Origin of the sequence: Haloplanus sp. GCM10025708, from assembly GCF_042663985.1 — an archaeon.
GTDB classification, from domain to species: Archaea; Halobacteriota; Halobacteria; order Halobacteriales; family Haloferacaceae; genus Salinirarus; species Salinirarus marinus.
The window spans coordinates 463,826-476,693 of record NZ_JBHSZA010000011.1 but is presented as its reverse complement, the minus strand read 5'-3'; the positions used below and the strand labels follow the sequence as shown (position 1 = coordinate 476,693).

Annotated in this window: 10 protein-coding genes and 4 pseudogenes; 13 read left to right on the top strand and 1 reads right to left on the bottom strand. The window is 66.2% G+C overall.

The window, feature by feature from the left end:
• The first annotated feature begins 89 nt into the window (after window positions 1-89).
• The 13 genes and pseudogenes from ACFQJD_RS05640 (at window position 90) to ACFQJD_RS05580 (ending at window position 12,418) form a co-directional block, all read left to right on the top strand.
• Window positions 90-1,268 (top strand): 5-(carboxyamino)imidazole ribonucleotide synthase, encoded by a 1,179-nt coding sequence (locus tag ACFQJD_RS05640; RefSeq protein WP_379796753.1) that lies wholly within the window; start codon window positions 90-92, stop codon window positions 1,266-1,268.
• Window positions 1,261-1,875 carry a 5-(carboxyamino)imidazole ribonucleotide mutase gene (purE, locus tag ACFQJD_RS05635; protein ID WP_379796751.1) on the top strand — a complete coding sequence of 205 codons (615 nt, stop codon included), beginning with the start codon at window positions 1,261-1,263 and terminating at the stop codon, window positions 1,873-1,875. The genes ACFQJD_RS05640 and purE overlap by 8 nt, the downstream gene beginning before the upstream one ends.
• 137 nt (window positions 1,876-2,012) lie before the next feature.
• Complete coding sequence (locus ACFQJD_RS05630) at window positions 2,013-2,426, top strand: NADH-quinone oxidoreductase subunit A (protein WP_379800414.1); 414 nt, start codon at window positions 2,013-2,015, stop codon at window positions 2,424-2,426.
• Window positions 2,423-3,127 (top strand): NADH-quinone oxidoreductase subunit B, encoded by a 705-nt coding sequence (locus ACFQJD_RS05625; protein WP_379796749.1) that lies wholly within the window; start codon window positions 2,423-2,425, stop codon window positions 3,125-3,127. The genes ACFQJD_RS05630 and ACFQJD_RS05625 overlap by 4 nt, the downstream gene beginning before the upstream one ends.
• Window positions 3,124-4,781, top strand: a pseudogene (locus ACFQJD_RS05620) (NADH-quinone oxidoreductase subunit D). Before ACFQJD_RS05625 ends, ACFQJD_RS05620 begins: the two are co-directional and overlap by 4 nt.
• Window positions 4,781-5,881: a complex I subunit 1/NuoH family protein gene (locus tag ACFQJD_RS05615; RefSeq protein ID WP_379796747.1), complete on the top strand. Its 1,101-nt coding sequence runs from the start codon at window positions 4,781-4,783 to the stop codon at window positions 5,879-5,881. The pseudogene ACFQJD_RS05620 and the gene ACFQJD_RS05615 overlap by 1 nt, the downstream one beginning before the upstream one ends.
• Window positions 5,878-6,339: a NuoI/complex I 23 kDa subunit family protein gene (locus tag ACFQJD_RS05610; protein ID WP_379796745.1), complete on the top strand. Its 462-nt coding sequence runs from the start codon at window positions 5,878-5,880 to the stop codon at window positions 6,337-6,339. The genes ACFQJD_RS05615 and ACFQJD_RS05610 overlap by 4 nt, the downstream gene beginning before the upstream one ends.
• An 82-nt stretch (window positions 6,340-6,421) precedes the next feature.
• Window positions 6,422-6,682, top strand: coding sequence for an NADH-quinone oxidoreductase subunit J (locus ACFQJD_RS05605; protein ID WP_379796743.1), 261 nt, complete (start codon window positions 6,422-6,424; stop codon window positions 6,680-6,682).
• Window positions 6,679-7,047, top strand: a pseudogene (locus tag ACFQJD_RS05600) (proton-conducting membrane transporter); the annotation flags it as partial. The gene ACFQJD_RS05605 and the pseudogene ACFQJD_RS05600, both read left to right, overlap by 4 nt.
• Before the next feature lies 1 nt (window position 7,048).
• On the top strand, window positions 7,049-7,351 hold the full coding sequence (gene nuoK / locus ACFQJD_RS05595; RefSeq protein WP_379796741.1) for an NADH-quinone oxidoreductase subunit NuoK: 303 nt from the start codon (window positions 7,049-7,051) through the stop codon (window positions 7,349-7,351).
• A gap of 3 nt (window positions 7,352-7,354) precedes the next feature.
• Window positions 7,355-9,389: pseudogene (nuoL, locus tag ACFQJD_RS05590) on the top strand (NADH-quinone oxidoreductase subunit L).
• A pseudogene (locus tag ACFQJD_RS05585) lies at window positions 9,386-10,899 on the top strand (complex I subunit 4 family protein); the annotation flags it as partial. The pseudogenes nuoL and ACFQJD_RS05585, both read left to right, overlap by 4 nt.
• 7 nt (window positions 10,900-10,906) lie before the next feature.
• The gene (locus tag ACFQJD_RS05580) at window positions 10,907-12,418 is read left to right on the top strand and encodes an NADH-quinone oxidoreductase subunit N (RefSeq protein ID WP_379796739.1); all 1,512 of its coding nucleotides are present in this window, start codon (window positions 10,907-10,909) and stop codon (window positions 12,416-12,418) included.
• A 39-nt stretch (window positions 12,419-12,457) separates the two neighbouring features.
• On the opposite strand, the gene ACFQJD_RS05575 is transcribed toward ACFQJD_RS05580, so the two are convergent.
• A complete protein-coding gene (locus ACFQJD_RS05575) occupies window positions 12,458-12,835 on the bottom strand; it encodes a DUF7522 family protein (protein WP_379796737.1) in 378 nt (125 codons plus the stop codon).
• Window positions 12,836-12,868 lie beyond the last annotated feature (33 nt).

Below are 12,868 nucleotides of genomic sequence, written 5' to 3'. Positions count from 1 at the left end.
GCCGGCCCCGCACGGATGTGACCACAGACGTGTACATCTCGTCGGAGAAGGTGGCAACGTTTATGCAGTAATGTCCACGAATGCGTCCCGTGACAGTCACCGTACCCGGACCGACGCTCGGCGTCGTCGGCGGCGGCCAACTCGGGCGGATGCTCGCCGAGGCGGCCGCCCCGCTCGGCGTCGACGTCGTCGTCCTCGACCCGACACCGGACTGCCCGGCCGCGCCGGTGGCCCGCGACCAGATCGTCGGCGACTTCGACGACGCGGACGCGATCCGCGAACTGGCCGCTCGCGTCGACGCGTTGACGTTCGAAATCGAGTTGGCCGACGCCGACGCCATCCGCTCCGCCAGCGCTGAGGCGGGCGTCCCGGTCCAGCCGTCGCCCGAGACGCTCCGGAAGACGGGCGACAAACTCGCGGAGAAGGAACTGCTCGACGAGGCGGGAATCCCCGTCCCCGAGTACCGCCGCGTCGACGGCGTGGCCGACCTCGAAGCCGCAGTCGAGGAGTTCGGAAGTGTCATGCTGAAAGCCCGCCACGGCGGCTACGACGGCCGCGGGAACGCCCCCGTCGCCGACCCCGACGAGGCGGCGGCCGCCCTCCGCGAGGCCGTCGGCACGGCGGACGACCCCGACGCCGTCGCCGAGGCGTTCGTCGACTTCGAACGCGAGGTGTCGGTCATCGGCGTCGCGGGAGCCGACGGCGTCCGCACCTTCCCCGTGGGCGAGAACGTCCACGAAGAGGAGATTCTGCGGGAGACCGTCGTTCCCGCGCGGACGAGCGAAGACGTTCGCGAACGCGCCGACGCCGTCGCCCGGGACGTCCTCTCGGTCCTCGACGGTCGGGGCGTCTTCGGCATCGAACTGTTCGAGACCGCGGCCGGCGAGATACTCGTCAACGAGATCGCGCCCCGGCCCCACAACTCTGGCCACTGGACCATCGAGGGCGCGACGGCCTCGCAGTTCGAACAGCACGTCCGCGCCGTCCTGGGGTGGCCGCTGGGGTCGACCCGGTTGCGCGCCCCGACGGTGTCGGTCAACGTCCTCGGCGACGTGGCCGAACCCGAGCCCGCGCGGCTCTCGGGCGTCGAAGCGGTGCTGGACGCCGACGCCGCGCACCTCCACTGGTACGGCAAACGCGAGGTGCGTCCGCTCCGCAAGATGGGCCACGTTACCGCGACGAGCGAGTTCGCCGGCGGCGACGACGTGAACCGACTCCTGTCCGCGGCCCGCGACCTGCGGGACGGACTGACTTTCACCAATGAGTGACGTACAGAGTCTCATCGACGACCTGCGAGCGGAGGCGGCACAGGAACGCGACCCGGAGACGACGCCCGACGTGGGCATCATCATGGGGTCGGACTCGGACCTCGACGTGATGGCGGGGGCGTTCGACGCGCTCCGCGAACTCGGCTTCGAGGAACAGACCGACTTCGAGAACCCGCCCGACTCCCGGTTCACCTTCGAGAGCTACGTCGTCTCGGCCCACCGGACCCCCGACCTGATGTACGCCTACGCGGAGGCGGCCGCCGACCGGGGACTGGACGTCATCATCGCGGGCGCGGGCGGCAAGTCCGCCGATCTGCCGAACATGACCGCCTCCATCGCCTACCCCATCCCGGTCGTCGGCGTCCCCGTCCAAGAGAAGTCGGTCGACTCGGTCATCGGGATGCCGACGGGCGCGCCTCTCGTCGCCGTCGACGCCGGCAAGTCGTTCAACGCCGGCCTCTCGGCCGGCCAGATTCTCGCCCGCGCACACGAGGAGCTCGTGGACCGCCTCGACGCGTACCACGACGACCTCAGAGGCGGCGTCGCGACGGTGTCGCGCGATTTACACGACCTCGGTATCGACGGGTTCCGGAGCCGTGACGGCTGACGACGGCCGAACGGGATTCTCGAAAGCGGCCGAAACAGCCGGATTCGAGGGCCTCAGGCCCCGCATCTCGTGACGGGACATTAATCAATGCTTATGGGGGAGCGCTTCTAACCGCCGCATTGACAGGGAAATCAGGCATGAATCAATGGATAGCAATCGGTATGCTTGGGGTCGTCGGCGTCGCCCTCCCCATCGGGATGATGGTGGCGTCGGCGTTGATACGCCCGAGGGTACCAGAACAGGGGAAGACCGCCACCTACGAAAGCGGCGAGGTGCCGACGGGGACGGCGCGCATCCAGTTCAACATTCAGTACTACATGGTTGCGCTGCTGTTTCTCGTCTTCGACATCGAGACCGTCCTCATCTTTCCGTGGACCGTCATCTACCGGTCCGCGCTCGCGGAGGGCGTCAGCCTGTCGAAGGCGCTCGTCCCGATGCTGGTGTTCATCGGCGTCCTCGTCGTCGGCCTCGTCTGGGCGTGGCGCAACGGCGCAGTCAGTTGGGTGACCAGTCCGCGTGCGCTCCGACGGAAAACGGAGAGGCAACAATGAGTAGCGACCAGGAACGACCGTTCCACACGACCGGAGACGTACAGACCGAGACCCGCGAGGCCCGCACGGGTGCGGGCACCGACAACCGGTTCAACTCGAAGCTTCGAGAGGCGTTCGGCTCGTCTCCGTTCATCCTCACGAAGTTCGACAAGTTCATGAACTGGGTCCGCGGGTCCTCGATGTTCATGCTGCAGTTCGGGATCGCGTGTTGTAGCATCGAGATGATGCACACCTACGCGGTCAAACACGACCTCGATCGGTTCGGGGCGGGCGTGCCGCGCGCCTCGCCGCGACAGGCGGACGTCATCATCGTCCCGGGGACCATCGTCTCGAAGTTCGCCCCGCGGATGAAGCGCGTCTACGACCAGATGCCCGAGCCGAAGTTCGTCGTCGGGATGGGGTCGTGTACCATCTCCGGCGGCCCGTTCCAGCAGGGGTACAACGTCGTCAAGGGTGCCGAGGAGGTCATCCCGGTGGACATCCACGTTCCGGGCTGTCCGCCGCGCCCGGAGGCGCTCGTCTACGGCGTCGCCAAACTGCAAGAGCGGATCGCCAACGGCGAGAGTTCGCCGGTGACCGTCAAACCGTACGAACTCGAACAGTTCAGCGACCTCGACCGCGACGAAGTCGTGGACAAACTCGCCGACCAGATCGACGAAGACGACCTCGTCATGCGCTACAACTGGGCTGATTCGCCATGAGCAAAGGAGAGTCGCTCCCGGAGACGACCGAACCGACGACGGCCGACGACGTCGCGGCCCTCATCGGCGACGACCTCCTGGATCGCGAGGAACACGTCAACGCGCCGGGGTTCGTCATCCGCCCGGACAGCGTCCAGGACGTCCTCTTTCGCCTGCGCGACGAGGCGGGCTACGACCACCTCTCCTGTGTCAGCGCCCAGGAGTACGAGGACCGCTACGAATCCATCTACCACCTCAAGAAGTTCGACGACCCGACCGACGAGGTCAGCGTCGTCGTCCCCGCGGCCAAGGACGACCCGGTCTCGGAGTCGGCCGAGCCAGTCTTCCGCACGGCCGACTGGCACGAACGGGAGGCGTACGACCTCGTGGGCATCGAGTACGACGACCACCGGACCTCCGACGGATTCTCCTCCCCGAGACGTGGCAGGGGCATCCCCTCGGACTCGACTACGACCAGGATCGGCCACAGATCGTGCCGCTCCGCGAACACGCCAACCCGCTCCAGGAGGACCACGAGGACGACGACGGGGACACGATGTTCCTCAACATCGGCCCCCACCACCCCGCGACCCACGGCGTGTTGCACCTGGAGACGGTGCTGGACGGCGAACAGGTGATCGACGTCGAGTCCGACATCGGTTACCTCCACCGCTGTGAGGAGCAGATGGCCCAGCAGGGGACCTACCGCTACCAGATCATGCCCTACCCGGACCGCTGGGACTACATCTCCGCCGGCCTCCTCAACGAGTACGCCTACGCGCGCGCCGCCGAGGACCTCGCCGACATCGACGTGCCCGAGTACGCACAGGTCATCCGGACCATGGGCGCGGAGATGTGTCGCATCGCCAGTCACATGCTCGCGGTGGGGACGTTCGCACTCGACGTCTACGGCGACTTCACGGCCATCTTCATGTACGCCATCCGCGACCGGGAGAAGATGCAGGACCTGCTGGAGGACCTGACCGGCCAGCGGCTGATGTTCAACTACTTCCGACTCGGCGGGGTCGTCTGGGACCTGCCCGAACCCCGCGAGGAGTTCTTCGAGAAGGTCCGTGACTTCCTCGACGAACTGCCGGAGGCGCTCGAAGAGTACCACGACCTCATCTCGACCAACGAGATCCTACAGGTTCGCACCGTCGGCACGGGCGTCCTCCCGCCGGACGTCGCCAAGAGCTACGGCGCGACCGGCCCGGTCGCTCGCGGGTCGGGCATCGACTACGACCTGCGACGCGACGACCCGTACGGCTACTACGACGAACTCGACTGGGACGTCTGCGTCGAGGACGGCTGTGACAACTACTCGCGGCTGCTCGTGCGCCTGCGAGAAGTCGAGGAGTCGGCGAAGATCATCGAGCAGTGTATCGACCTGCTCGAAGACTGGCCCGAGGACGAGCGGACGATTCAGTCGAACGTCCCGCGGACGCTCAGACCCGAAGACGACAAGGAGATCTACCGCGCCGTTGAGGGCGCGAAGGGCGAACTCGGTATCTACATGCGCGCGGACGGGACGGACAAACCCGCCCGCTTCAAGATCCGAAGCCCGTGTTTCTCGAACCTGCAGACGCTCCCGGAGATGTCGAACGGCGAGTACGTACCGGACCTGATCGCCGCACTCGGGAGCCTCGACATCGTACTCGGAGAGGTGGACCGCTGATGGTCGGGGGCGTCTTCCTCCAGCAGACGACGACGGCGAACGCCTCCGCGACCACCGGTCCGACGCTGCTCCCCGAGACGATCGCCGGGGTCCTCGGCGGGAACGGCATCCTCGTCGACGTCGTGAGCGGCTTCATCGCGGCGTTCATCGTCGCCAACATCATGCTCGTCATGACGGCCGTCGCCGGGCCGTGGGCGAAGCGGAAGATCACGGCGGCGTTCACCGACCGCATCGCCGTCAACCGCGTCGGACCGTTCGGCCTGCTCATCATCGTCGCGGACGCGGTGCGCCTGCTCTCGAAAGAGCTCGTCGTCCCAGACGACGTCGACCGGCCGGCGTGGGACCTGGCACCCATCGTGCTCCCGTTCTCGGCGCTGCTCGGCTTCGCCGTTATCCCGATGGGGAGCGGCCTGCAGTTGGCCGACCCCGAGACGGGGCTGGCGTTCGTCTTCGCCGTCGCCTCCATCGCCTCGATCGGGCTGGTGATGGCGGGCTACGCGTCGAACAACAAGTACTCGCTGCTCGGCGCACTGCGCTCGATCGCGCAGAATATCGCCTACGAGATCCCGCTGGTCATCACGGCGGCGTCGGTGGTCATCTTCGCCGGCACGCTCCAGATGAGCGAGATCGTCGCCGCGCAGACGGAGACGTTCGTCTCCGTCGCCGGCGTCTCCATCCCGCAGTGGTACGCGTTCGTCAACCCGTTCGCGTTCGTGCTGTTTCTGATCGCGAACATGGCGGAGATCGGCCGGAATCCGTTCGACATCCCGGAGGCACCGACCGAGATCGTCGCCGGGTACCAGACCGAATACTCCAGCGTCTACTTCGTCCTGTTCTACCTCGGGGAGTTCATCCACATCTTCCTCGGCGGGGCGATCATGGCGACGCTGTTTCTCGGCGGCCCGGCCGGGCCGGTGTTGCCGGGGTTCGTCTGGTTCGTCATCAAGATCTGGGCGTTCTTCCTGTTCACGCAGTGGGCGCGGTCGGCCGTGCCCCGCGTGCGCATCGATCAGCTCATCGAAATTGGCTGGAAAGGAATGCTCGTGCTTTCCTTCGCCAACCTGGTTCTCACGGCCATCATCGTGGGGGTGATCGCATGATTGGAATCCTCAAGTCCATGGCAGTAACGATGAAACACGCGCTGGACGGCAAGACGTTCACCGTCGAGTATCCCGACGTCGCACCCGAGGTGTCGCCGCGATTCCGCGGCGTCCACAAATTCAGCCAGGAGCGGTGTATCTGGTGTCGGCAGTGCGAGAACGTCTGTCCGAACGACACCATCCAAATCGTGATGGACGACCAGCGCAACGGCGAACAGTACAACCTCCACATCGGGCAGTGCATCTACTGCCGCCTGTGTGAGGAAGTGTGTCCGGTGGACGCGATCTTGCTGACGCAGAACTTCGAGTTCACCGCCGACACCAAAGACGAGTTCGTCTACAACAAAGAACAGCTCAAGAACGTCCCGTGGTACAAGGGCATCGACCCCCTCGCGTCACGGAACCCGGACCGCGGCGCGTGGGTCGGGGAAGGCGAAGGCGAGGTCGATTACCAGTGAGATGAACTTCGGGAGCCCCGTTCCGTGTCGGAGCGGGGAATCTCGAAACGTTCAAAGGAATACCTCAAAGAGATTTCACACAATGGTCTACGAAACCATCGCGTTCGCGCTGTTCGCCCTCGTCACCCTGGGCAGCAGCCTCGGCGTCGTCCTCGTGCGGGACGTCTGGCACTCCGCACTCCTGCTCGGGGGCGCGCTGCTGAGCGTCGCGGTGCATTACGTGATGTTACAGGCGGAGTTCCTCGCCGCCATGCAGGTGCTCGTCTACGTGGGCGGGGTCCTCATCCTCATCACGTTCGCCGTGATGCTGACGCGAACACAGCCGGAGGTGAGTAACGCATGACAACCAAACCGGAACTGAAACTCGGGTCGCATCTCGTGCCCGGACTCGCGGCAGTCGCGCTGTTCGTCGTGATGGCCGCCGCGTTCCTCGGTGCACCCTTTGGCGAACCGGCCGGCTTCCCGGCCGACGCCAACATCACCGCGAGTATCGGTTACGCGCTGTTCAACATCGACCTCGGGGCCGTCGGTGCGGAGGGCTTTCTCGTGCCCTTCGAGATCATCGACCTCGTCCTCGTGGCCGCGCTCGCGGGCGCGGTGATGCTCGCCCGGCGCGAGGAAGAGGGTAGCGTCGTGACGCTGCTCGCCGACGGCGGCCGCGAGGTGCGGCGCGCCATGTCGGCCACCGAAGACGAGGAGGGGAGCAGTAATGGTACCGCCACAGTGGTATCTCCTGCTCTCGGCGGCCGTCTTCTGCATCGGCCTGTTCGGCATCCTGACGCGGCGCAACGCGCTGCTGTTCCTGATGTCGGTCGAGCTGATGCTCAACGCCGCCAACATCAACCTCGTCGCGTTCTCCGTCTTCTGGGGGAACGTCACGGGGCAGGCGTTCAGCCTGTTCACGATGGCGCTGGCGGCCGCGGAAGTCGCGGTCGGCATCGGCATCATCCTCGTACTGTATCGCAACTTCAAGGACGTCGACGTCACCAAGGCGACGACGATGAGGTGGTAACTCATGGTAGGTGCATTCGACTACGCTCCGGCGATCGTCCTGTTACCGTTCCTCTCGTTCCTCGTCGCGCTGGCCGGCGGGAAGTACCTCCCCAAGGGCGGGGCCTTCGGCGGCATCGCCGCCACCGCGGGGTCGCTCCTGCTGTCCGTCTGGGTGTTCCTCACCGTCAGCGGCGGGGAGACGCACAACGATACGCTCTACACGTGGGTCGCGGGCGTGAGCGAGGAGACGGTCAGTCTCGAGCTCGGGCTGTTGCTCGACCCGCTGTCGGCGATGATGCTCATCATCGTCTCGCTCGTCGCCCTGCTCGTCCACGTCTTCAGCCTCGGCTACATGAACGACGAAGGCGAGACGGGTCTGCCGCGCTACTACGCCGGCCTCGGCCTCTTTACGGCGTCCATGCTCGGGTTCGTCGTCGCCGACAACCTGCTGATGGCGTTCATGTTCTTCGAGCTGGTGGGCCTCTGTTCGTACCTGCTCATCGGCTTCTGGTTCCGTCAGGAAGGCCCGCCGAGCGCCGCGAAGAAGGCGTTTCTCGTCACCCGCTTCGGGGACTACTTCTTCCTCGTCGGCGTCGTCGCGGTCTTCGCCACCTTCGGCACGGCGGCGTTCGCCGGGCCGGACTCCTTCCCGCACATCGCGGAACTGGCCATGCCCGGCGGCGAATCACCCGACGGCGCGGTCAACACCTTCGGCTTCGATCCGCGGACGTGGTTCACCATCGTCGGCCTCCTCGTCCTCGGCGGCGTCGTCGGCAAATCCGCGCAGTTCCCGCTTCACACGTGGCTGCCGGACGCGATGGAGGGCCCGACGCCCGTCTCGGCGCTCATCCACGCCGCGACGATGGTCGCGGCCGGCGTCTACCTCGTCGCCCGGATGTACGGCTTCTACGCGCTGTCGCCGACGGCGCTCGCCATCATCGCGTTCATCGGCGGCTTCACCGCGCTGTTCGCCGCGACGATGGGCGTCGTCAAGCGCGAGATCAAACAGGTGCTGGCGTACTCGACCATCTCCCAGTACGGGTATATGATGCTCGGCCTGGGGGCGGGCGGCTACGTCGCCGCGACCTTCCATCTGATGACCCACGCCTTCTTCAAGGCGCTCCTGTTCCTCGGCGCGGGGTCGGTCATCATCGCGATGCACCACAACGAGAACATGTGGGACATGGGCGGCCTCAAAGAGAAGATGCCCGTGACCTACTACACGTTCCTCTCGGGGTCGCTCGCGCTCGCGGGCATCGTCCCCTTCGCGGGCTTCTGGTCCAAAGACGAGGTTCTCTACGAGGCGCTCGTCCACGGACTCGGCGGTTCGACGCTCCTGCTCGGAGCCTACGCCATGGGCCTCGTCGCCGTCTTCTTCACCGGCTTCTACACCTTCCGGATGGTCTTCCTGACCTTCCACGGTGAACCCCGGACGGAGACGGCACGGGACCCCACGGCGTCCGCTGGAACGTCAAGGGGCCGCTGGTCGTCCTCGGCGTCCTCGCTGCGACGGCCGGCCTCGTCAACATGACGCCCGTGGCCGAGATGCTCGGCATGCCCGGCATCGAACTGCTACACAAGTGGCTCGCCCACGGCGGCATCGAGATGACCACGAGCGAACATTACGTCACCCTGCTCGAAGAGCAGGCCGACTACCACGCGACGCATCTGAGCCCGCTGGTGCCCGGTCTCGTGTCGCTCGGGCAGCGCTCGCCGGCGCGGGCCTCGCACACGTCCTCTACAACGTCCCCTCGCCCGAGCGTCACACCGACAAACTCGGGGCGATCAAGACGCTGTGGTACAACAACTACTACCAGGACGAACTCCAGGTCTGGCTGGCTGACGGCGTCGTCCGACCGCTCGCGCGGGCGGCCGACAAGTTCGACCAGGGCGTCGTCGACGGCGTCGTCGACGGCGTCTCCAGCGTGAGCCTCTTCGCCGGCGGTCGCGTCCGGCGCATCCAGACCGGCATCGTGAGTAACTACGCCGCGCTCCTCACCCTCGGGCTGACGGCGCTCGTTCTCGTCTTCGGCATCATGGGAGGGTGGTTCGTATGATCATCGAAGCACTCATCGCCGTGACGTTCGTCGCCGCGCTGGTCGTCTTCGTCGCCCCCGACGAGGTCGCCGGCCGCCTGGCGGCGGCGCTCAGCGTGCTCCCCGTGCTCGGGAGCCTCTACATGTGGAGTAGCTACGACGCCGCGGGCAACGCCCTCACGGGCGGGTCCGTCGCGTTCGAGACGATGGTTCCGTGGCTGGAACTCGGGGGTACACCCTGCACTGGCACGTCGGCGTCGACGGCATCAGCATGCCGCTGGTGGTGATGACCACGATTCTCACGTCGCTGGCCATCTTCAGCGCGTGGACGCCCATCGACGACCGCCAGTCGCAGTTCTACGGCCTGTTCCTCTTCATGGAGGCGAACCTGCTCGGCGTCTTCATGGCGCTCGACTTCTTCGTCTGGTTCATCTTCTGGGAGGCCGTGCTGGTGCCGATGTACTTCCTCATCGGCATCTGGGGCGGGCCGCGCCGGAAGTACGCCGCCATCAAGTTCTTCGTCTACACCAACATCGCCTCGCTGGTGATGTTCATCGGCTTCGCGGCGTTGGTGTTCGGCCTCGGCGACTCCGTGTCGTCGTTCGATCTGCCCGCGATCTCCCGGGCGTTGCGCGGCGGCGAACTCGGATCGCTCTACGGCGTGTCCGCGGAGACGCTCAAGGCCGTCGCCTTCGTGGCGATGTTCCTCGGCTTCGCGGTGAAGGTACCCATCGTGCCCTTCCACACGTGGCTGCCGGACGCCCACGTCGAAGCCCCGACGCCCGCCTCCGTCGTGCTGGCGGGCGTCCTCCTGAAGATGGGGACCTACGCCCTGCTCCGGTTCAACTTCACGATGATGCCCGACCAGGCGACGGCCTTCGCCGTTCCCATCGCCGCCGTCGCGGTCCTCAGCGTCATCTACGGCGCGATACTCGCGCTGGCTCAACAGGACCTCAAGCGCATCGTCGCCTACTCGTCGGTGTCGTCGATGGGCTATGTCATCCTCGGCCTCATCGCGTACAACACCTACGGCGTCGGCGGTGCCACCTTCCAGATGATCGCCCACGGCCTCATCTCCGGCCTGATGTTCATGGGCGTCGGCGTCATCTACAACACGACCCACACGCGGATGGTCGGCGACATGTCCGGCATGGCCGACCGGATGCCGGTGACGACGGGCATCTTCGTCGCCGGCGCGTTCGGCTACATGGGTCTGCCGCTGATGGCCGGCTTCGCCGGCGAGTTCTTCATCTTCAAGGGCGCGTTCGCGTCGACGGTGCACGCGTCGATGCCGCTGTTCACCGCGGCGTCGATGTTCGGCATCGTCATCGTCGCTGGCTACCTGCTCTTTGCGATGCAGCGGACGCTGTTCGGCCCGTTCCGCCTCGACACCGACTACGAGGTGACGACGGCGGCGCTCCACGAGACGGTGCCGATGTTCGTCCTCCTGCTCTGTATCATCGCGCTCGGCGTCGATCCGGGTCTCTTCTTCCGGATGATCCAAGACGCCGTTAACCCCTCGTCGGAGGTGGTCTCCCGTGATCCCGCTCCAGATGCAACTGCCGAGCTGGGCGGCGCTCGGGCCGGCGCTCGTGCTGGCGCTGACGGCGCTCGTCCTGCTGGGCCTCGACAGCATCGACCCCGACTCGACGCACAGTTCCGCGCTCGCGGGCATCTCGGCGCTCGGCGCGCTCTCGGCGCTCGGCCTCGCCGGCTGGTATCTGCTGGCCGGCACCGGACAGGCGTCGACGGGCGGGCCTATCCTCCTCTACGGCGATGCCCTCGTCGTGGACGGGATGAGCCTGTTTTTCTCCGTCATCTTCGCCAGCGTGGCGGCGATGGTCATCGTCGCCAGCTACGACTACCTGAAGGGACGCACCTACCAGGCCGAGTTCTACTCGCTGGTGATGCTCGCCGCGACGGGCATGACGCTGATGGCGTCTTCGAACTCGCTTGCGTCGGTGTTCGTCAGCCTCGAACTCGCCTCGCTGCCCTCCTACGCGCTGGTGGCGTTCCTCAAGCGCAACGAGGGCAGCGTCGAGGCGGGGCTGAAATACTTCCTCATCGGCGCGGTCTCGTCGGCGGTGTTCGCGTTCGGCATCAGCCTCGTCTACGCCGTCACCGGGTCGCTCCTGCTGTCTGACGTCGCTTCCGGCCTCGTCGACGCCGGTGACTTCGTCGGCGTCGCGGGCGTCGGCGTGTTGCTGATCGCCGGCGGGTTCGCGTTCAAGACGGCGTCGGTGCCGTTCCACTTCTGGGCCCCCGAGGCGTACGAAGGCGCGCCCGCGCCCATCAGCGCCTTCCTCTCCTCGGCGTCGAAGGCCGCCGGCTTCGCCGTCGCCTTCCGCGTCTTCGTCGAGGCGTTCCCCATCGCGTCCGTGGTTCCGATGGGCATCGACTGGCCGCTGCTGTTCGCCGTGTTGGCCGTCGTGACGATGACCCTCGGCAACTTCGCCGCGGCGACACAGGAGAACGTCAAGCGGATGCTCGCGTACTCCAGCATCGGGCACGCCGGCTACGCGCTCATCGGCCTCGCCGCCCTCTCGCAGGGCGGCCCCAACGGCCAGGTCATGGGCGCGAGCATGGCTCACCTGCTGGTCTACGGCTTCATGAACACGGGGGCGTTCCTCTTTATCGCCCTCGTCGAACACTGGGAAGTCGGCCGCACCTTCGAGGACTACAACGGCCTGGCGACGAAGGCCCCGGTGGCCTGTACCGCCATGACCGTCTTCATGTTCTCGCTGGCCGGCCTCCCGCCGTTCGGCGGCTTCCTCTCGAAGTACGCCCTGTTCTACTCGGCCGTGCAGGGCGGCTTCTGGTGGCTCGCCGCCGTCGGTGCAATCAACAGCGCGCTCTCGCTGTTCTACTACTCCCGCGTCGTCAAGGCGATGTGGATCGAGGAACCGAGCACGCCGTTCGAACTCGAATCGAAACCGGTCGGCCTCTACGTCGCCGTCATGTTCGCGGCCGTCGGGACGCTCCTGTTGCTCCCCGGCTTCGGACCGGTGGTCGAGACGGCCCAGACCGCCGCGACGGCGCTGTTCGCCTGAACCGGCGTTTCGGTCTTCTTTTCGCTGAGAACGAGACGGTCAGGAGAGAACGCTCTCTAACGCTTCGGCGACGTCTTCGGACCGGCGCATCGTCAGGCCGTCCGTCGTCACGAACACCCCGTGGTCGCCGACGGTGACGCGCGTGACGTAGCCGTTCTCGAAAGACCGGATCGTGTAGCGGTAGTCGCCGAGTTCGGATCCGCGGTAGGCCGTATGCGTCCGGAAGCCGTGCGATTCGAGTTCGACGAAACCCGCGAGGTCGGCGTCGGCTTCGAGGTCGGAACGGAGATAGACCTGCTCGTAAGCGTCGGGCGTGAAGTACGTGATGCTCCGGAGACTGTCGCCGACGGCGGTCCGGCAGGCGCTTCGCAGCTGCTCGCCCAGCGACGAGTCCGCTAACTCGGCTGTCGCTTCCATGGTGTTTACTAGCAACCCACACGAGATGTTAAT

Coding starts and splice junctions, on each gene's coding strand:
- ACFQJD_RS05575 (WP_379796737.1), bottom strand. CDS start 12,835: ATGGAAGCGACAGCCGAGTTAGCGGACTCGTCGCTGGGCGAGCAGCTG.
- ACFQJD_RS05625 (WP_379796749.1), top strand. CDS start 2,423: ATGAGTAGCGACCAGGAACGACCGTTCCACACGACCGGAGACGTACAG.
- ACFQJD_RS05610 (WP_379796745.1), top strand. CDS start 5,878: ATGATTGGAATCCTCAAGTCCATGGCAGTAACGATGAAACACGCGCTG.
- ACFQJD_RS05615 (WP_379796747.1), top strand. CDS start 4,781: ATGGTCGGGGGCGTCTTCCTCCAGCAGACGACGACGGCGAACGCCTCC.
- nuoK (WP_379796741.1), top strand. CDS start 7,049: ATGGTACCGCCACAGTGGTATCTCCTGCTCTCGGCGGCCGTCTTCTGC.
- ACFQJD_RS05605 (WP_379796743.1), top strand. CDS start 6,422: ATGGTCTACGAAACCATCGCGTTCGCGCTGTTCGCCCTCGTCACCCTG.
- ACFQJD_RS05630 (WP_379800414.1), top strand. CDS start 2,013: ATGAATCAATGGATAGCAATCGGTATGCTTGGGGTCGTCGGCGTCGCC.
- purE (WP_379796751.1), top strand. CDS start 1,261: ATGAGTGACGTACAGAGTCTCATCGACGACCTGCGAGCGGAGGCGGCA.